At 64.1% G+C, this 17,431-nt stretch carries 18 protein-coding genes and 1 pseudogene; 8 read left to right on the top strand and 11 right to left on the bottom strand.

Going from position 1 to position 17,431, the window contains the following annotated elements; translation table 11 throughout:
• Nucleotides 1–48 precede the first annotated feature (48 nt).
• Entirely contained in the window at nt 49–1,005 is a 957-nt protein-coding gene (locus tag ACCC97_RS11925) for a flavin reductase (RefSeq protein ID WP_413332966.1), read from the bottom strand.
• A 38-nt stretch (nt 1,006–1,043) separates the two neighbouring features.
• Complete coding sequence (locus tag ACCC97_RS11920) at nt 1,044–2,135, bottom strand: LLM class flavin-dependent oxidoreductase (RefSeq protein WP_413332964.1); 1,092 nt, start codon at nt 2,133–2,135, stop codon at nt 1,044–1,046.
• Between the two features lie 99 nt (nt 2,136–2,234).
• Here ACCC97_RS11920 and ACCC97_RS11915 point away from each other — a divergent pair, with 99 nt between their 5' ends.
• Complete coding sequence (locus tag ACCC97_RS11915; protein ID WP_413332962.1) at nt 2,235–3,146, top strand: LysR family transcriptional regulator; 912 nt, start codon at nt 2,235–2,237, stop codon at nt 3,144–3,146.
• An 8-nt stretch (nt 3,147–3,154) separates the two neighbouring features.
• On the opposite strand, the gene ACCC97_RS11910 is transcribed toward ACCC97_RS11915, so the two are convergent.
• Entirely contained in the window at nt 3,155–4,036 is an 882-nt protein-coding gene (locus ACCC97_RS11910) for an SMP-30/gluconolactonase/LRE family protein (protein ID WP_413332961.1), read from the bottom strand.
• Nucleotides 4,037–4,144: 108 nt separating this feature from the next.
• On the opposite strand from ACCC97_RS11910, the gene ACCC97_RS11905 reads away from it, so the two are divergent.
• Both ACCC97_RS11905 and ACCC97_RS11900 read left to right on the top strand, forming a co-directional pair.
• Nucleotides 4,145–5,404, top strand: a complete 1,260-nt coding sequence (locus ACCC97_RS11905; RefSeq protein WP_413332959.1) for a CaiB/BaiF CoA transferase family protein — start codon at nt 4,145–4,147, stop codon at nt 5,402–5,404.
• A 74-nt stretch (nt 5,405–5,478) separates the two neighbouring features.
• Nucleotides 5,479–6,438 carry a Bug family tripartite tricarboxylate transporter substrate binding protein gene (locus ACCC97_RS11900; protein ID WP_413313754.1) on the top strand — a complete coding sequence of 320 codons (960 nt, stop codon included), beginning with the start codon at nt 5,479–5,481 and terminating at the stop codon, nt 6,436–6,438.
• A 27-nt stretch (nt 6,439–6,465) separates the two neighbouring features.
• On the opposite strand, the gene ACCC97_RS11895 is transcribed toward ACCC97_RS11900, so the two are convergent.
• The 3 genes from ACCC97_RS11895 to ACCC97_RS11885 form a co-directional block, all read right to left on the bottom strand.
• Entirely contained in the window at nt 6,466–7,116 is a 651-nt protein-coding gene (locus ACCC97_RS11895; RefSeq protein WP_413332957.1) for a hypothetical protein, read from the bottom strand.
• Nucleotides 7,117–7,185: 69 nt separating this feature from the next.
• Entirely contained in the window at nt 7,186–7,464 is a 279-nt protein-coding gene (locus ACCC97_RS11890; RefSeq protein ID WP_007839035.1) for a phage integrase family protein, read from the bottom strand.
• A gap of 397 nt (nt 7,465–7,861) precedes the next feature.
• On the bottom strand, nt 7,862–8,767 hold the full coding sequence (locus ACCC97_RS11885; protein ID WP_007839034.1) for a LysR family transcriptional regulator: 906 nt from the start codon (nt 8,765–8,767) through the stop codon (nt 7,862–7,864).
• Between the two features lie 122 nt (nt 8,768–8,889).
• On the opposite strand from ACCC97_RS11885, the gene ACCC97_RS11880 reads away from it, so the two are divergent.
• From ACCC97_RS11880 to ACCC97_RS11870, 3 genes are read left to right on the top strand one after another with little or no spacing between them, the layout of a single operon-like run.
• Complete coding sequence (locus ACCC97_RS11880) at nt 8,890–9,480, top strand: SDR family NAD(P)-dependent oxidoreductase (protein ID WP_413332956.1); 591 nt, start codon at nt 8,890–8,892, stop codon at nt 9,478–9,480.
• Between the two features lie 14 nt (nt 9,481–9,494).
• A complete protein-coding gene (locus tag ACCC97_RS11875) occupies nt 9,495–9,788 on the top strand; it encodes a putative quinol monooxygenase (RefSeq protein WP_413313746.1) in 294 nt (97 codons plus the stop codon).
• Nucleotides 9,789–9,830: 42 nt separating this feature from the next.
• Nucleotides 9,831–11,045, top strand: coding sequence for an L-dopachrome tautomerase-related protein (locus tag ACCC97_RS11870; RefSeq protein ID WP_413332954.1), 1,215 nt, complete (start codon nt 9,831–9,833; stop codon nt 11,043–11,045).
• Between the two features lie 261 nt (nt 11,046–11,306).
• On the opposite strand, the gene ACCC97_RS11865 is transcribed toward ACCC97_RS11870, so the two are convergent.
• On the bottom strand, nt 11,307–12,350 hold the full coding sequence (locus ACCC97_RS11865) for a DMT family transporter (protein ID WP_413332952.1): 1,044 nt from the start codon (nt 12,348–12,350) through the stop codon (nt 11,307–11,309).
• Between the two features lie 396 nt (nt 12,351–12,746).
• On the opposite strand from ACCC97_RS11865, the gene ACCC97_RS11860 reads away from it, so the two are divergent.
• Nucleotides 12,747–14,072 (top strand): C4-dicarboxylate transporter DctA, encoded by a 1,326-nt coding sequence (locus ACCC97_RS11860; RefSeq protein WP_413332951.1) that lies wholly within the window; start codon nt 12,747–12,749, stop codon nt 14,070–14,072.
• A 35-nt stretch (nt 14,073–14,107) separates the two neighbouring features.
• Nucleotides 14,108–14,815 carry a GntR family transcriptional regulator gene (locus ACCC97_RS11855; RefSeq protein ID WP_413332949.1) on the top strand — a complete coding sequence of 236 codons (708 nt, stop codon included), beginning with the start codon at nt 14,108–14,110 and terminating at the stop codon, nt 14,813–14,815.
• Nucleotides 14,816–15,538: 723 nt separating this feature from the next.
• Here ACCC97_RS11855 and ACCC97_RS11850 read toward each other — a convergent pair.
• The 4 genes and pseudogenes from ACCC97_RS11850 to ACCC97_RS11835 all read right to left on the bottom strand — a co-directional run bounded on the left by ACCC97_RS11850 (nt 15,539) and on the right by ACCC97_RS11835 (nt 17,378).
• A complete protein-coding gene (locus tag ACCC97_RS11850) occupies nt 15,539–16,096 on the bottom strand; it encodes a hypothetical protein (RefSeq protein WP_413332948.1) in 558 nt (185 codons plus the stop codon).
• Nucleotides 16,097–16,185: 89 nt separating this feature from the next.
• On the bottom strand, nt 16,186–16,464 hold the full coding sequence (locus ACCC97_RS11845) for a hypothetical protein (protein WP_413332946.1): 279 nt from the start codon (nt 16,462–16,464) through the stop codon (nt 16,186–16,188).
• 209 nt (nt 16,465–16,673) lie between these two features.
• Nucleotides 16,674–17,108: pseudogene (locus tag ACCC97_RS11840) on the bottom strand (RHS repeat domain-containing protein); the annotation flags it as partial.
• A gap of 57 nt (nt 17,109–17,165) precedes the next feature.
• Entirely contained in the window at nt 17,166–17,378 is a 213-nt protein-coding gene (locus tag ACCC97_RS11835; RefSeq protein WP_413332945.1) for a hypothetical protein, read from the bottom strand.
• Between the last annotated feature and the right edge of the window lie 53 nt (nt 17,379–17,431).

The raw sequence follows: 17,431 nt of genomic DNA, 5'->3' as shown, positions 1-17,431 counted from the left end.
TCTCCTGTCCTGTGGTCCATGCGCGGCGCTTTGCCGCGCCAATCGGTGCTAGGCGGCCGCGGGGGCGCCCTTGCGCAGCCTGGTGATCAGTTCGTCGAGCGCGGCCACGGCGCCGACGGCGTCGCGCCGGCGCAGGCACCGCGCCACTTCGCGCCGCAGCGGAAACAGGTCGGGCCGCGGCAGCACGGGAACGACATGCGTCATGCGTTCGCGCAGGATGGCGGTCATGGTCTGCGCCATCAGCATGAGCGCCTCGTTGTGCCCCGCGTCCGCGATGGCGCAGAAGAAGCGGCTGGCCGATTCGATGCGCTGCGCGAGCGTGTCGCAGGGCTGGTGGCGCTCGATGGCGTCGACGGCTTTCTCGACCGCGTCGAGTTCGGCTTCGCTGGCGCGTTCGCAGGCCAGGCGCAGCAGCGTGCCGTACAGCGTGCGGTAGGCCTCGTCGAGATCGGCCGAGCCCAGCCGCCCCTGGATCACCAGCGTGCGCAGCGACTCCGCCAGCATCATGTAGGCGCCCTTGTAGAACACCAGCGCGTGGTCGGCGCCGCCGCCGCCCATGTGCTTCACCTCGCCGATGAAGATGTGGTGATCGCCCGCCTCGTGGCAGGCGTGCACGCTGCACTCGAAGCTGGCCAGGCAGTCGTCGATCACCGGCATGCCCAGCGGGCCGGCGCGCCAGGCGACGCCTTCGAACTTGTCGGCGATCTTGCTGGAGGCGAAGCGGCCCGACAGCGCGTCCTGGCTCTGCGAGAGGATGTTGATGGCAAAGCCCTCAGCCTCGCTGAACGCGCCCACCAGGCTGCTGGCCTTGCGCAGGCTGAACAGCACCAGCGGCGGCTCCAGCGACACCGAACTGAACGAGTTGCAGGTCAGGCCGACCGGCCGCCCGTTCGCGTCGCGCGTCGTGATGACGGCCACGCCGGTCGGAAAGCAGCCGAGCAGCTGGCGGAAGAGTATCGGCTCGATCGGCGCGGCCTGAGTCACGTCGGACACGGCATGGGTCATGGCTTTCCCCTCGGGTGAGTCGCTGGGCCGGCGCCGCCTCAGGCGGCAGCGAGTTCGGGCACGACCTGCGCGACGTGCGGCGGGTCGTTGGCAATCTCGCGCTGCACCGCGGGCATGATCACCTTGGCCCACAGCTCCAGCTGGCGCAGCATGGTCGGGTGGTCGAAGTCGCCCATCTGCGTCTGGAACGCGTAGTGGCAGGGCTTGAGCGTGCGGATCTCCTTCACCACGCGCTCGATCACCTGGTCCACCGAGCCCACCGGCAGGTTGGCGCGCATTTCCTCGAGCGTGGCCTCGCCTTCGACGATGCCCTCCTCGACCTGGTAGTCGTCGGCCACCTGGGCGGTGCGGCGCTTCAGGCTCACGGCAATGCGGCGCTGGAAACGTGCGCAGTCGAGGTAGCGCTCGACCTCCGCCTTGTTGTCGCTGGCATAGGCCGCGCGCAGCACGCCGACCTGCACCTGGGCCGGGTCCTTGCCTTCGGCGAGCGCGACCTTGTCGATCAGGTTGCGGGTCTGGCGCAGCTTCTCCACGCCGCCGTCGCCACCGGAAACGAACACATGGTGGCCACCGCGCACCGCGCGGGTCACGAAGGTCGGGTCGACGCTGGTGATCCACATCGGCGGCATCGGCTGCTGCACCGCGCGCTGGCTGATGGCGCTCATGGGCTGCCGGTAGAACTCGCCTTCGTAGCTGAACTTGGGCTGCTTCAGGCCCAGCTCGAGCATGTCGAGCATCTCCAGCGTGCGCGCCTTGGCGGTCTCCAGCGAAACGCCGAAGCGCTCGAATTCGAAATGCTGGTAGCCCGAACCGATGCCCAGGTTGAGCCGGCCGTTGGACAGCTGGTCGACCATGGCCACGTCGGCGATCAGGCGCGCGGGCTGGTACAGCGGTGCGACGACAATGCCGGTTCCCAGCCGGATGTTGCGGGTGACCGCGGCGCAGTGCGCGATCATGGTCAGCGGCGACGAGCACAGGCCGTAGTTGCTGAAGTGGTGCTCGGCATACCACGCGGCACCGAAGCCCAGCTCGTCGGCCAGGCGCGTCTGTTCCACCGCGTCGCGCAGGATCTGGTGCGACGTCTTGTGCTTGTTTCGCTGCTGCATCAATATGAAGATTCCGAAATCCATTGCTGGTCTCCTTGTGGGCTTGGTTACGTGCCTTGATCGTAGGAGTGGGGTCCCCGCCCGGCTCGCCATGCTTCGCACAGCTTCTTTGCGCTTATTGAAATGAAGGCCCTCGATTCGCTGCGGATCTTCGTCATCGTCCAGAGGAAGGGCAGCCTCTCGGCGGCCGGCCGCAGCCTGAGCCTGTCGCCCGCCACCATCTCTCGGCGCATCAGCGCGCTGGAGGAAGAGCTGGGCGTGCAGCTGGTGGACCGCACCAGCCGCAACCTCAAGGTGACCGAGGCGGGCCAGGCTTTCCTGGAACATGCGGAGGTGGTACTGGAGGCCATGGCGCGGGCCGAGGAAGCAGCGCGCAATTCGAAGCTGCTGCCCGAGGGGCGCCTGCGCATCCACTCGCGCACGCAGATCGGCCTGCGCGTCATCGGGCCGCTGCTGCCGGGCTTCGCGCAGCGCCACCCCGACATCCAGCTCGAGCTGGAGCTGTCGGAGCACCCGGTGAACCTGGTGGAGCAGGACTTCGACATCGACATCCGCACCGGCGAGTCGAACGACTCCAACTTCGTCATCAAGCGGCTGCTCAGCAGCGACGAGGTGCTGGTGGCGAGCCCCGCCTTCATGAAGGTGCACAAGCGCATCCGCCACCCGAATGACCTGCTGCAGGTGCGCTGCCTCACCTACAAGCGCGAGCACGAGGCGGTCACCTGGAAGTACATCGACGAACAGGGCGTGCAGCAGGAGCTGGCCATCCAGGGCGTGCTGAACTCGAACAACGGCGAGCTGCTGCGGCTGGCCGCCATGGGCGGCATGGGCATCGCGCTGCTGTCGGAGCCCACGGTGCGCGGCTGCATCCAGGACGGCACACTGGTGCGCCTGCTGCCCGAATACCGCTTCGCGGTGCGCGCGTTCTCGAACGGCGTCTACGCGGTGTTTCGCCAGAGCCGCACGCTGCCGCTGAAGGTGCGCGCCTTCGTCGACTTCATGGCCGAGGCGCTGCGCGAGAACGACGGCGCCTGAAGGAGGTTTCAGCCGCTGAAGCGGTGCGGCGGCAGGCCGGGGGCGGGCAATCCGCTCACTTCAAACAACGCCCCGTCCTGCGGGCGGTCGCCCGAGAGGTTGGTGCTCTTCGAGATCGAGGTGATGAAGGCCCTTTCGAGCCCGGCCCCTCCGAAGCACAGGCTGGTCGGGTGCGTCGCAGGCAGTTCGACGACGCGGTCCACGCGGCCATCGGGCGCAAAGCGCGCCATCCTGCCGGCGCGTGGCAGCACGCTCCACACGAAGCCTTCCACGTCCACGGTCGCGCCGTCGGGTCCGGAGCCGAAGCTGTCGGTCTGCGCGAAGGTGCGCTTGTTGGCGAGCGGCCCGTGCGGTGAATAGTCGTAGGCCCAGATCGTGCGCAGCGGGCTGTCGGCCACGTAGAAGGTTCGGCCGTCCGGGCTGAAGCAGGGGCCATTGGTCAGCGCGAAGCCGTCCGCGAGCAACTCGACGTCGCCACCGGGCCGCAGCCGGTACAGTCCACCGCCGATGGGCTCGCCGGGCTGGCGATGCACGTGCAGCGTGCCCGCCACGAAGTTGCCCCACGGGTCGCACTTGCCGTCGTTGAGGCGCACGTCCGGGTGGTCGGTGCCGATCTGCGCGATGGTCTCCAGCGTGCGCGTGCTCAGGTCGTAGTGCGCAAAGCCGTGCTTCAGCGCCACGAGCACCGCGCCGCTTTCGCACAACGCAATCGAGCCGACGGGCGCGGGGAGGCTGTGCCGCTCCGATTCCCCGCTGCCGGGCCAGTGGCGGTGCAGCGTGCCCGCGAGCGAATCGATCCAGCAGACGGCGCCCGAGCGCGCATCCCAGCAGGGGCTTTCGCCCAGCAGGTCCCGGGTCGTGCCGAGTTCCCGAACAGTGCATGCATCCATGGGACCGCAGTGTGGCAATGCAGCGCGCAGGGCCGGCGGCGCATCGTGCAAAGCTGCTTTGCGCGCCGTGCTCTCCCATGGCGCCCGCACGCTCCTAGAGTGCGGCCGATGAACGAACCCACCGCTCCACCGCCCCTGCAGGGCATTCGCGTCGTCGAGCTCGGCAACTACATCGCGGGCCCCGGCACGGCGATGTCGCTGGGCGACCTCGGCGCCGAGATGCTGAAGATCGAATCGATGGAAGGCGACATGGCGCGCCACACCGGGCACTTCGGCCACGCGATGCTGCGCGCCTACAACCGCAGCAAGAAGTCGATTGCGCTCGACCTGCGCCAGCCCCGCGGGCTGGAGGTGGCGCGCCGCCTGATCGCCGGTGCCGACGTGGTGGTGCAGAACCTGCGCCCGGGCGCCGCCGACGCGCTGGGCCTGGGCGCCGAGGCGCTGCGCGCGGCGCACCCGGGCCTTGTGCACGTCTCGATCAGCGGCTTCCCGGCCGACGCGCCTTCGCGCGACCGGCCGGGCTACGACATCGCGGCGCAGGCCGAGAGCGGCCTCATGTCCGTGACCGGCGAGCCGCAAGGCCTGCCGCAGAAGGTGGGCGCCACCATCATCGACACGGCCAGCGTGCAGGTGGCGACGCAGGCCATCCTGGCCGCGCTGTTCCGCCGCGAGCGCACCGGCCGCGGCGAGACCATCCGCGTGTCGCTGCTGGAGGTGGCGCTGAACCTGCAGCTGGCCAACTGGAGCGACTACATGGTGCGCGGCGTGGAGCCCACGCGCAGCGGCGACGGCCAGCCGCTGAGCGCGCCGGCGGCCGACATCTTCCGCACGCGCGACGGCATGGTGGTGATCTCGGCCTACGTGCAGGCGCACTGGGTGCGGCTGTGCGAGACCATCGGCTGCCCCGAGCTGGCGACGGAGGCGCGCTTTCTCACCAACGAGTTGCGCGTGGCCAACCGGCCAGCCATGAAGGCGGCCGTGAGCGAGCGGCTCGCGCACTACGGTACCGGCGAGTGCGTCGAACTGCTCACGCGCAACAACATCGTGGTGGGCGTGGTGCGCAGCTATGCCGATGCGCTCGCGGGAGCGGACTTCCGCGCCAGCCGCATGGTCATCGAGGCCGCGCCCAACGGCGGCGAGCCGGGCTACGCCAGCTTCGGCCTGCCCTACGAGCTGTGCGACACGCCGCGCCGCCGGACCCAGGCAGCGCCGGCACACGGCGCGCACACCGAGGAACTGCTGCGCGAGGCGGGCTATGGCGCCGCCGAGATCGAGGCACTGCGCGAAGCCGGCGTCGTCAAGGGGGCGAACCCGCCCGTGCCGGTGCGCAACCTACAAACCAGCTTTTCACACCCTGCAGCACCTTGACCCGGCCCCGTCGATAGACTGCCTCGACGGGACTGGCAGCAGCCACTTACCCCTTAAAAGAGATCGGAGACAACGTGATTCATCGAAAACTCATCGCCCCGCTGTTGCTCGGGCTGGCCGTGGTTTCAGGCGCGGCGCAGGCGCAGCAACCCATCCGCTTGGTCGTGCCCTTCGCGGCCGGCGGCGGCACCGACCAGTACGTGCGCCTGCTGGCTTCCGAGCTCACGAAGAAGGGCACGCAGGTCATCGTGGAGAACAAGCCCGGCGCCAGCGGCATCATCGCCGCCGACTACGTGGCCCGCTCGCGCCCCGACGGGCTCACGGTGCTGGTCTCGTCGCTCGGCACGCTGGCCAACAACACCGTGCTGTACGACAAGCTGCCCTACGACCCGAAGAAAGACTTCGCACCCGTTTCGCAGATCGGCTACCAGCCCGCGATCATCGTCGGCCGCATCGACTTGCCCTACAAGAACATCAAGGAGATGGTCGCCTACGCCAAGGCCCACCCCGGCAAGATCAACCGCGGCTCGCCGGGCGAGGCCATCCTGACCAACCTTGCGCCGCTGAGCTTCGAGCGCAACAACGGCTTCAGCACGACGCACGTGCCCTTCAACGGCGACGCACCGGCCGTGCAGGCGCTGCTGAGCAACACCATAGACATCCACGGCACCTCGCTCACCGGTTCGCTGTCGCTGATCCAGGCCGGCAAGCTGCGTGTGCTGGGCGTGATGGACAGCCAGCGCCTGCCGCAGGTGCCCGACGCCCAGACCTTCAAGGAGCAGGGCTACGACTTCGAGGCCGTGCTGTGGTATTCGCTCTCGGTGCCGTCCGGCACGCCGGGTGACTCGATCCGCCGCCTGAACAAGGCCGTGAACGAGGTGATCGCACAGCCCGACTTCGTCACCCGCGCGCGCGCCATGGGCATGGAGCCGCGCGGCGGCACGCCTGAAGAGCTGGCGAAGTTCGTGCAGACCGAGTTCGAGCGCTGGGTGCCGATGCTCAAGAGCCTGAACCTGCCGAAGCAGTCGCACTGAGCGGAGCGCGGCGCGCGCCGTGGGTCGTCAGGCAGACGGCCTGGCCAGCGTCGCCAACTTCTTTCTGGCCGCCTGCAAGAGGCCGCCTCGTTCGACGGGCAGCGCTGCCTTGGTGTCCCCCAGCGCGACGATCTCATGCACGGTGGCTGCCGAGATCCTGGAAGACAACGGATCGCGCGGTGACATGTCGTTGAACCTCCCGAGCGGGATGACGTGCACCTTGAGGTGCCGGCCCATTGTTTTCGACAGCTTCTGGCAAGCCGCTGCCATCGCGGCTTCGTCCGGGACCAGTTGGCCGTGCACGACGAGCAGTTCCACGGTGCCCTGTGCGTCCTCTCCCAGCACGAACGCACGCACGACCGAGTCCTTGAACCTGGACTGCAGCATGGAGCGGATCGGCTCTGCCGCGGCGAACGATCTCAGCGCGATGCTCCGGAGTTCGTCGTGGAAGACGAAGGAGCGATCGACCTGGACCGTCTCGGCCTGGTCTGCCTTCGCCGCCTGCCGCTTCGCGATGCCGCTGCGAACGAGATGGTCCACGGTGAGGGCCGTTTCGGCCTCGGCCAGTTTCGAGCGACGTGCAAGCTCGCTCGTCGGGAACTGTTGATCGGGGGCCGCGTACAGCACCGTGAGGAGTTTCTGCACTTCGGGGGAGAAAAGGAAATCCGCGGCGCTCATCCTTGCCTTGCTGCTGATACGAAGGGCGCCATTATCCGGATGGGTCGGGGGCGCCGAGCGAGCCGTCAGTCAAGGCGCATGGCGGCGCCCGTGCGCCGGCAGGCTCACTTCCATGCCTGTGCTTTCCTGCTGTTCGTGCAGCCACTGCACGACGCGTTCGGCGCGCCTGACGCCGATGCCTCGCACCGGATACCACCAGGTCATGCCCGCGTCGTTGATGCGCCGCACCAGCTGCCTCAGCGTGCCGAAGCCCGCCTGTGAAAGTCTTTCGGACAGCAGCGGTTCGAACCAGGCTGCAACGCTGTCGTGGGCTTGCGGCGCATTTCGGCGCGCTTGCGGTGTGTCCATGGGGTCTTCTTCCTGCGCAACGTGTACCGCCCTCCCCTGCGCGCTTGCGAGCCTGCGCATCGCGGCGAGCGCACTGGCCGGGGTGGATTGGAATGGGCTGTACTTTGCACGGGGCGTGCCAGCTGCCCAGGCCTTGATCCGCAAGGGAATTCTGAATGGCCGGCTGGCTGATGCAAGTCATTCAGACAAATTGCGTGTCCGATCCTTGGACATGTGTCTGGCAGCCGATCAGGGTTTACCGCAGAAGAGCCTGTTGCTCCTCCTTTATTGCCCACGGAGAGCAAACCGGTCGACCCAAAGACATGCAAACCGTCGATCAGCCAAGCCTGCGGAAGCTGGCGTTGCGAGAGCCTCGGCGTCGAGACGAGTCGGACTCGCGGACTTCCAGGCACCGTGACTATTCGCATGTGGTCGCGACAAGCGAATCGATCAGCGCCCTCGATGCGGACGACAGCCGCCGATGCGGTGCATAGATTACCGAAAACGGCCGCGAGCGACCACGCGCCGGTGCCAGGACCTCGACGGCTCGCCCCTGCGCAATGAGATCCTGCGCGATGAAGTCATAGGTTTGGCATATGCCAAGGCCGCTTTGAGCGAGCGTGACCACGCCCAGCACATCGTCTGATACCTGCAAGCCGCCTTGCGGCACCCAATCGACGTCGCGTCCATCCGCCCGCAGGATCCACGGCGACACCCGCCCGGTGCTGGGCATCACGAAAGCCAGGCAGCTATGCCGCGCCAAGTCGCCGATGCCTGCCGGCGCCCCGGCGCGGGCGATATAGCTCGGTGCGGCGATCAGGCACATGGCTGCGTCCTCGAGCTTGCGCGCGACCAGTCCGCTGTCCGGCAGGCTGCCCATCCGGATGGCCAGGTCGTAGCCCTCTGCCACGAGGTCTACGTTGCGGTTGGTGATGTTCAACTCGATGCGCACCTGTGGATGCTGTGCCGAGAAGTGCTGCAGCAACGCAGGCAATCGATGATGGGCATAGGTGGTGGGGGCGCTCAACCGTACGCTGCCCTTCAACTCATCGCCCTGTCCCTGCACCGTGCGCTCGGCCTCGTCGATCAGCGCGAAGGCCGCGCGCGAGTGCTCCAGGTACAGCCGCCCCTGCTCGGTCAGGCTCAGGCGCCGGGTGGTTCGCCGCAGCAATTGCACGCCCAAGCGCGCCTCGAGGCGCGTGATCGCCCGGCTGAGCACTGATGGCGTCGTGGCCAGCGCAACCGCGGCCGTCGTCATCGATCCCTTCTCGACCACCGTGACGAAGGCCTCCACATCACCGAGGTGATCGAATCTGCGACTCATTTGGTCCTTTCAAGAATAAATATTTTCCTCGAAGGCCAGTTTATCCCCGCGAATGCAATCAATACATTCAAGTCATCGCTGCGACCGCGAGCTCGCCACGGGCCAGAACCCTGCCTCGGCGGTTGGCGTGGCCAACGAAATGCCCAAGCGCCTCAAGTAATAGCCAACAGGAACCCCACCATGGACATGCAACTCAAGGGCAAGACCGCCATCCCGAGATCACCGACGAAGACTGGCTTCGGATGCTCGACGTCAACGTGATGTCGGGCGTGCGCCTGTCGCGCCACTATTTCCCGCGCATGCTCCAGAAGAACTGGGGCCGGGTGATCTTCATGTCGAGCGAGGTCGGCGCTTTCACGCCGCCGGACATGGTGCACTACGGCGTCAGCAAGTCGGCACAGCTCGCGGTGTCGCGCGGCATGGCCGAACTGACAAAGGGCACCGGCGTCACCGTCAACAGCGTGCTGCCTTCCGCCACCCGCTCGGAAGGCATCGTGGATTACCTGCGGCAGACAGCGCCGCGGGCCGGCATGACCGACACCGAGATCGAGGCCCACTTCTTCCAGACCTATCGGCCCAGTTCCCTGATCGCACGAATGATCGAAGCCGACGAGATCGCGGCCATGGTGACACTGCTTGCGAGCCCCTTGGGCGCGGCGTCGAACGGCGCCGCCGTGCGCGTCGAAGGCGGAACCTTCCGCTCGATCCTTTGAACAGGAAGCCCAGCATGCCCAACGATCTCGTCATCGTCGCACTCGTTCAAGCCAAGCCAGGTCACGAAAGAGCGCTCGTCCAGGCCCAGGCGAAGTTGGTTCAGGTCGTACGCGAGCAGCCGGGCTGCATCAGCTACGAACTCCATGAGGCCATCGATCAACCTGGAAGGGTCGTGTTCTTCGAACGGTGGCTCGACCGGACATCCTGGGAGCGCCATATGCGCGGGGGCCACATGGACGCGTTCCGCGCCAATGCGGGTCCTTTGATCGGGGCCTTTGAACTTCTGCAGCTGCGCCAGGTGGCTTGACAGCGGCTTGCCCAGCCATTTCTTTTCACATCAGGTTTCATCATGCGCCATCATTCATTTCGATTCGCGGCCCTCGCGCTGGCCGCCCTCCTCCATCACCAGCAAGCCGCCCACGCGGCGGACGGCCTTCCGCTCGAGCGCTGGCGCAGCTACGCCGGCGTGAGCTGGGAGCCCTCGAAGGATGGCAAGGACCCGGCCCCGTTCGCCACCTCGGTCAGCGCGCCCATCGCCGGCCTGCACTTCGATGCAAGAGGCACCGCCTACGTGAGCACGCCACGCCTCGTGTCGGCGTCTGCGCCTGCAACACTCAGCAGGCTCGACACCCGGGCGGAGACCGGTCCCGCACGGCTGACCGCATTTCCTTCGATTTCGGGCAATGCCGTGGCTGCTGCGCCGCAGGACAGCCTGCGCAACGTGCTCGGTTTCCATGTCGACCGCAGGAACGGCTGGCTGTGGGCGCTCGACATGGGTTTCGTCGCCGGTGAGGCCGAGGCTCCCGCAGGTGCCCAGAAAGTGCTGGTGCTTGACCTGAAGTCGGGGCGCACCGTGAAGCGCATCGCGCTGGACGGCGTGGCCGACCGCAAGGGCAGCTTCCTCAACGACATCGCCGTGGACGAGCGCCGCCGCATCGCCTACATCTCCGACAGCGGCATGCGCAGCGCACCCGCCAACATGGTGGGCCTGATCGTCGTGGACTTCGCCTCAGGCGAGGCCCGACGCGTGCTCGACAGGCACCCGAGCCTGCAGATCGAACCCGGCGTCAAGGTCGTCTCCCACGGCGCGGAAGTCTGGCCGGGCAACCCGCTGCTGCTCGGCATCAATGGCATCACGCTGTCGCCCGATGCGCGCACGCTGTACTGGACAGTGACGACGGGAACGCGCGCGCGCTCGGTCCCGACATCGGTCTTGCGCGATGCGGCGTCGAGCGATGAACAGATCGCCTCAGCCATCCGCGATCTCGGCGCAGTAGGCGGCAACACCGACGGGATCGTGACCGACACCAAGGGCAGGCTCTACATCACGGACGTCACCCGCAACGGCATCGTGAAGTACGACCCACGCAGCCGCACGATGTCGCTGATCGCATCCGACGACGGCGTTCAGTGGCCGGATACGCCCGCGATCCTTCCGGATGGAGACCTGGTCTTCACTTCGAGCGCACTGAACAATCACTTCGCCGGTTCGGTCAAGAGCGGCGAGGAGCGCTATGAGTTGTGGCGTCTACCGCTCAACGGCCGGAAGACCAAGGCCAACTGAAAGTACGGCGGCTTGGAGGTGCCGGATGCGAGGCGCCTGCGTGAAGGCTGCCCATGAGGAACGAACTACTGGACCAGAAGACGCGTAAGTCGTTGATCACACAGTGCGGCAAAGAGCGGGCAAAAAAACAAAGTCGTGGACTTGCCCCCTCCAGGTGTGGAGCGACAAGTCCGTCGGCAGGCGCTTCACGGTGATGCCCAAGCGCGCGTAATAAGCCACCGCATTGCGCAGGAACAGGACCGCCTGCGCCTGTTTCTCGTCTCAGTGCGTGTGTCGATGATGAACATCGGGATAGTGCGTATGAGCGTGCACCACCGGCTCATGCCGGTGCCAGTGCGCGTGCTTCGCCGCAACCGGTGTGCCGTCGGCATGGGCGTGCTGGTGGTGCTCATCGTGCTCGTGCTCGTGAGCGTGCTCCAGTGGCTCATGCATGTGGAGGTGGCCATGGCTTTCGGTCAGATGCAGCCAGACACCGATTGCCATCAGTACGCCGGCCAGCGCGAGCTGAAGGGTGAACGGTTCGCCCAGCAGCCCGATCGCCACAACGGCGCCGAAGAAAGGTGCCACCGAGAAGTACGCGCCGGTCCGCGCGGTTCCAAGGTGTCGCAGTGCGATCACGAACAGGACCAGACTCGTGCCGTAGCTCAGCAGGCCCAGGACGCCGGCGCTTGCGAGAACAACTGCAGAGGGCCAACTGGCCCCGGTGGCCACTGCGAGCGCGAGGTTCGTAGCTCCCGCCACCAGTCCTTTGGTCATGGCGATGAACGAGGCGTCGGTCACCGACACCTTGCGCGTCAGGTTGTTGTCCAAGGCCCAGGCAAGGCAGGCGCCGAGCACCGCCAGCGATGGCCAGAGGGCGCCCGCACGGGCTTCGCTCGGCCAACTGAGGACCATGGCCCCAGCGACGATGGCGACCATGCCCCAGGCAATGCGACGATCAAAGTTCTCCTTGAAAGCAAACCAGGCGATCAGCGCGGTCAGCACCCCTTCGGCGTTGAGCAGCAGGGATGCATCGGCGGCCGCCATGCCTGCCAGGCCCGTCATGAGCAGCAGCGGCCCCAGCATGCCGCCTGCAATCATGGCGCCGGCAAGCCAGCCCGCTTCCGCACGCTGGAGCCGCACGGCCGGGGCACGCGACGCAAGCCGCCAGATCAACAGACCGATACCCGAGCCCAAATAGAGCACCCCGGCGAGCAGCCAAGGGCTGGCATGCGCTAGCAACAGCTTCGCGAAAGGTGTACCGGCGCCAAAGAGCGCTGCCGCGCCAAGGGCGGCGCTGACGCCGCGGTGAAACAGGATGCTCATGCTGCGTTTGTAGCGGATTGAGGGGCCTCGTGGCCATTCAGTCCAGAGATTGCTGTAGCCCAGCACGATGCCAGACGGTGGCGCCCAAGGCGCAGATGCATCGCCCGCCGTATCGAACCACGCCACCATACCACCGCCAAACGGCCTCGGTGGCTACCTCACGATGCTGGGGTCGGGTGTGGCAAAGCCCCCGGTTAGATGCCTCCCGCGCCTGCAGTCCACCGCTTTCCCCCGTCCAGCACTTTGTTCCCCGGTCCACGACTTAATTCCCCGTGGGCAAAGGCTTGTGCCCGGGAATACCCTCTGTCCCCCCGAAGTCTTCTTGCCTACATTTCTTGTATGCAAGAAATGGCATTGCTTGCATGCAAATCTTGACAAAACAGACAGGAGACTTCCATGCCCCGCTTCGCCAAATCGCTTTTCGGTCAGGTGGTCATCGCGCTGGTGCTCGGCGTGCTCGCGGGGCTCCTGGCGCCCGAGTACGCCGTCAAGCTCAAGCCGCTCGGTGACGGTTTCATCAAGCTGATCAAGATGATCATCCCGGTGCTGGTGTTCTGCGTGGTGGTGCATGGCATCGCCGGCGCGGGAGACCTCAAGCGCGTGGGCCGGGTGGGCGTGAAGTCGCTCATCTACTTCGAGGTGCTAACCACCATCGCGCTGGCCATGGGCCTGGTGCTGGCCTTCGTGTTCCAGCCCGGCGCGGGCATGAACGTCGATCCCTCCAAGCTCGATGCGACCGCGATGAGCGCCTATGCGTCGAACGCCGACAAGCTCACGAGCGGCGGCACGGTCGACTTCCTGATGAAGCTCATTCCGACCACGGTGGTCAATGCCTTCGCCACGGGCGACGTGCTGCAGGTGCTGCTGTTCGCGGTGCTGTTCGGCTGCGCGCTCACGCTGCTGGGCGATCGCGGCAAGCCGGTGGCGGTGGTGGTCGATGCGCTTTCGCTGGTGCTGTTCAAGATCATGGGGATCATCATCAAGCTGGCGCCGCTGGGCGTGCTGGGCGCCATCGCGTTCACCGTGGGGCAGTACGGCATCGGCTCGCTCAAGCAGCTGGGCATGCTGGTCGCGCTCTTCTACGGCGCGGTGCTGATCTTCGTGTTCGTGGTGCTCGGGCTCGTGATGCGCATGTCGGGCTTCAGCCTGATCAAGCTGCTGCGCTACCTGCGCGAGGAACTCACCATCGTCTTCGCCACCACCTCGTCGGACAGCGTGCTGCCGCAGATCATGGCCAAGCTGCGCCGCATGGGCATCCGCGATTCGACCGTCGGCCTCGTGATCCCGACCGGCTACTCGTTCAACCTCGACGCTTTCTCGATCTACATCACGCTGGCGGCCGTGTTCATCGCGCAGGCCACCAACACGCCGATCTCGATGGCCGACCTGCTGACCATTTTGGCGATCGCGCTGGTCACCTCCAAGGGCGCGCACGGCGTGCCGGGTTCGGCCATCGTGGTGCTGGCGGCCACGCTGCACGCGATTCCTGCCATTCCCGCCATCGGTCTGGTGCTGGTGCTGTCGGTCGACTGGTTCATGGGCATCGCCCGCGCGCTGGGCAACCTGATCGGCAACTGCGTGGCGACCGTGGCCATCGCCGCCTGGGAAGGCGACATCGACCGCGAACGCGCCCATGCGGTGCTCAACGGCAGCTATTCGCCTGATGACGAGCCGCTGGCTGAAGCAGAGGCGGCGCCCGTGGTAAATACCGCGAGCCACTGAAAAAAGAGACAACGAGAAAGATCAGGACCACCGACATGCCCGCCCCCGACGTCAGCCCCACCGTCATCGCCGAACGCGTCGTCGAGGCCATCCTCGCGCAGAAGCTCGCGCCGGGCGAGCGGCTCGGCGAGCAGGCGCTGGCGGAGAACTTCTCGGTGAGCCGCACCATGGTGCGCGAGGCGCTGATGCAGCTGCAGGCGCGCGGTTTTGTCGAGGTGCAATCGCGCCGCGGCTGGTACGTGGTGGAGCCTTCGGCCGAAGAGGCACGCGACGCCTTCTCGGCGCGGCGCATCGTCGAAGCCGGCATCCTTGAGGCCAGCGAGGGCCGGCCGCTCGCGAAGGTGATCCGCAAGCTGCGCGACCACATCGCCGACGAACAGCGCGCCATTGAAGGCGCCGACGCCGCAACACGCGCCTTCCTGCTGGCCGATTTCCACGTCTGCCTCGCCGAGCAGATGGGGCACCAGCTGCTGGTCGACGTGCTGCGCGACCTTACGGCGCGCACCACCCTGGCGGCCACGCTCTACCAGTCGAAGCACGAGGCCGGGCAGTCCTGTGCGGAGCACGGGGCGATCGTCGCGGCGCTCGAGGCCGGGGATACGGCCGGGGCGCGGCGACTGATGCTGGAGCACATCGGCAATGTCGAGCGGGCGCTGGAGGTGGATGCGGCGGCGGAGCCGGATGCGACGAGCAGGCTGAAGGCTACGCTGGCGCCGGTGGCGTTGCCGCGGGCGCGGCGGTGAGTCGCGGGGGCTTGCGCCTCGCAATGCGGGTGCAGTTGATACCGCCGCTTGGCGTGCAGTGATCCGTGAGCCGCCAGGCAATGCGCATTCGATGATTCGTCGCTCCATGGGAGCAGCAATCAGATCCACGCTCGCCGAAGAGATTCGGTGGTGATGGCCTGGGCTTCCGCTAAACGCAATTGGACATCGGGTCTCTATTGCCTGACGCAGGCCCTATGTGCCCCGACGGTATCGACAAACTTCACATCCGAACCGAGTCTCGCGCCTGGGGGCTACTCGCATAAGTCGATGCCAGGCGGGTTGATGGTGGAGACTACCTACACATCAGAGCCGAAGTCGTACATCGGCGGCACCTGACCCGACAGGCTCTCGCACAGAACGCGGAGGTAAGCAGGCTTATCTTCGACATCGTCCAAAGATACTGACTTTGAGACCACGTAGTCCAGAACTGTTCGAATTGGCCGGACGACAAGATGAGCCCGATGGCTTCCAGCCCCCTCTGCTTGCTCACTGGACCAAACCGATCATAGTCTGCCTTCATTGCCTGGAAGAGTCCGGAACGACAGTTCTCTTCGTTTATATAAAACTCATCCAGATCGTCATCGCTCATCGTCAAAAAAAAGGCAAACCAATTCAGACATGTATTTGAGCGAGAATTTTCTTTTTCATCAGGGTCGAATTTCAGTAGGCAGCATCGCTGAAAATGAAATCTTCAGTCAAATTTCAACCCTGAAACGCCACTTTAAAAGAAATACCATCCTTCATAATTTGAAGATCGGAAATCGCACGCGCAGGGCCTTCATGACCCACGGGAACCACAAAAAATCCCAAGCCTGCAATATTCAACTCCATCTTATCAATCGCAGAAAATTGCTGAGATTCAACAAGCATTTCATACTCTAAAAATATATTCTTATATTTTTCAAATAGACTGCTTGGTGAAAATTTTCCTCTACATACCTCATTCTCCAGCGACTCGATCGACACCACCCCCAAGTTGGTGAAACTAGAATCCAAGAGATCAAAAATCATTTCTTTAAAAGACATGATATTTGACTCCAAGTGCGAAATAAGATGTTGAAGATTTTTTGCCATTAAACCCCTCGCCCCCATTCGGATGCACAATTCGCGCAGATTCTGGAATTTTTCTGTTGAACCGGAGATCACATTGAAATTGGAATTTTTATTTGATCTGAATTTCCAGGGACTTCGATGCCGGTAGATTGCTGCAACCGTGTTGCGTTGAAAAAGGATTCTCTTATCTGAGTTGGCGCCGTGCACGGGAAGCAGTTCTGGAGCAGCAAAGTTTCTGGTGGGTTAGCTTTTTTCACCTACCTCTAGCCGTGCACTCGTGCATTCGGCGCGAGAAATCAATCAAGTTTTCCATCTTCGAAATGCATGTGTTCTTGCGCTGCGCTCGAGAACTTTCCTATCAACTCTGGCGTTGAATCCCTATCCGATTTGATTTTGAAATTACCACTTTCAATCACCCAATCATAAACCGAAATACCTAGTGGATATTTGATTAAAACTCCAGTCAATTGATGGTTTTCTATCCAGCCCAAAGCATCTTCTTTGCTCGCGAATACTGCCGAAGGAAACTTTTCATTAGCTCCATTGAAAATCCAAACTTCCTTAATGTCAGTCATTCACATTCCTCAGGTAAATTTCCATATCGATGCCATCACTGGATTTTATCGACAGAAGACCTTAATTTAGGTTTGTTGTTTTGAATAGAATCCCGCTGCACAGCGGTCAACTCTTCGGATCGATTAATCGGCTTTCCATTTTGGCCGATCCGAATGTTCAAACCTCCCTCGCCTCTCAAATGAAAATGAGCAGGCGCATGATCACCGCTTCAAAAATAGTGCTCCAAACGTAGTACGCCATCTTGCGCAATGACTTTTTCAGGCAACTTCGGTTCAGTAGAACTTTTTTTGCTTTGACGTGATGTTTGGATTTTTTGATCATTTCGGGCTAGGCCGAGCGGATCCACCCATTGACAGGGGTTTGGCGCATATTGGTAAATATTATTCCCGCCATCAAGCCCGATCGGGTCTCGACTAAGGTATCTAGCGCTGAAGGGGTCGTAGTAACGGTAACGGTTGTAATGCAGCCCCGTCTCTTCATCCCAATACTGCCCCTGGAACCGAATCGGATTCCGAAGCCCCGCTTCCCTCCCCGTCTCACTGATCGCCTGCCTAGCTTCCCCCCAAGCCCTGGAGCTCGCCGACCACGCCACGCGCCCCTCATGATCCGTCAGCTCCTGCGGCGTGCCCAGATGGTCACACTGGTAGAGGGCGACCTCTTCCTTGAAGAATAGCGCAGACGTTCGGCTTTGTTCTCCGTTTCATAGCAGGTCTTGCTCGATGCTGTAGCACCCGCCGTTATTGGCCATCAACGCCTTCACATCCGTGATCTCGCTCAATCTGACGGCTTGGCTGATGCTGCGGGGAAACTGATTTGTGCACTCGATCTTTGGTTTGTAATGCCGCCGACTTGTCCAGCCTTTGCCAATCCCAGCAGACGGCCCATTCATTCCAGCAAATTTGGCGCGTGCCATTTCTTATTGATCTTGCCAGCCATGAAATCGGAACGCTCCTGGCAAAGCGACTA

Origin of the sequence: Variovorax sp. Varisp85 (genome assembly GCF_047304045.1) — a bacterium.
Taxonomy (GTDB): domain Bacteria; phylum Pseudomonadota; class Gammaproteobacteria; order Burkholderiales; family Burkholderiaceae_C; genus Variovorax.
The sequence above is the reverse complement of the archived record's forward strand: the minus strand, read 5'-3'. Positions and strand labels throughout refer to the sequence as shown.

What these genes read in the sequence shown, in the direction of transcription:
- ACCC97_RS11890 (WP_007839035.1), bottom strand. Translation starts at nt 7,464, where the DNA reads ATGGACACACCGCAAGCGCGCCGAAATGCGCCGCAAGCCCACGACAGC.
- ACCC97_RS11905 (WP_413332959.1), top strand. Translation starts at nt 4,145, where the DNA reads ATGAACGAACCCACCGCTCCACCGCCCCTGCAGGGCATTCGCGTCGTC.
- ACCC97_RS11875 (WP_413313746.1), top strand. Translation starts at nt 9,495, where the DNA reads ATGCCCAACGATCTCGTCATCGTCGCACTCGTTCAAGCCAAGCCAGGT.
- ACCC97_RS11885 (WP_007839034.1), bottom strand. Translation starts at nt 8,767, where the DNA reads ATGAGTCGCAGATTCGATCACCTCGGTGATGTGGAGGCCTTCGTCACG.
- ACCC97_RS11835 (WP_413332945.1), bottom strand. Translation starts at nt 17,378, where the DNA reads ATGGCACGCGCCAAATTTGCTGGAATGAATGGGCCGTCTGCTGGGATT.
- ACCC97_RS11855 (WP_413332949.1), top strand. Translation starts at nt 14,108, where the DNA reads ATGCCCGCCCCCGACGTCAGCCCCACCGTCATCGCCGAACGCGTCGTC.
- ACCC97_RS11925 (WP_413332966.1), bottom strand. Translation starts at nt 1,005, where the DNA reads ATGACCCATGCCGTGTCCGACGTGACTCAGGCCGCGCCGATCGAGCCG.
- ACCC97_RS11845 (WP_413332946.1), bottom strand. Translation starts at nt 16,464, where the DNA reads ATGACTGACATTAAGGAAGTTTGGATTTTCAATGGAGCTAATGAAAAG.
- ACCC97_RS11870 (WP_413332954.1), top strand. Translation starts at nt 9,831, where the DNA reads ATGCGCCATCATTCATTTCGATTCGCGGCCCTCGCGCTGGCCGCCCTC.
- ACCC97_RS11910 (WP_413332961.1), bottom strand. Translation starts at nt 4,036, where the DNA reads ATGGATGCATGCACTGTTCGGGAACTCGGCACGACCCGGGACCTGCTG.
- ACCC97_RS11860 (WP_413332951.1), top strand. Translation starts at nt 12,747, where the DNA reads ATGCCCCGCTTCGCCAAATCGCTTTTCGGTCAGGTGGTCATCGCGCTG.
- ACCC97_RS11920 (WP_413332964.1), bottom strand. Translation starts at nt 2,135, where the DNA reads ATGGATTTCGGAATCTTCATATTGATGCAGCAGCGAAACAAGCACAAG.
- ACCC97_RS11895 (WP_413332957.1), bottom strand. Translation starts at nt 7,116, where the DNA reads ATGAGCGCCGCGGATTTCCTTTTCTCCCCCGAAGTGCAGAAACTCCTC.
- ACCC97_RS11865 (WP_413332952.1), bottom strand. Translation starts at nt 12,350, where the DNA reads ATGAGCATCCTGTTTCACCGCGGCGTCAGCGCCGCCCTTGGCGCGGCA.
- ACCC97_RS11915 (WP_413332962.1), top strand. Translation starts at nt 2,235, where the DNA reads ATGAAGGCCCTCGATTCGCTGCGGATCTTCGTCATCGTCCAGAGGAAG.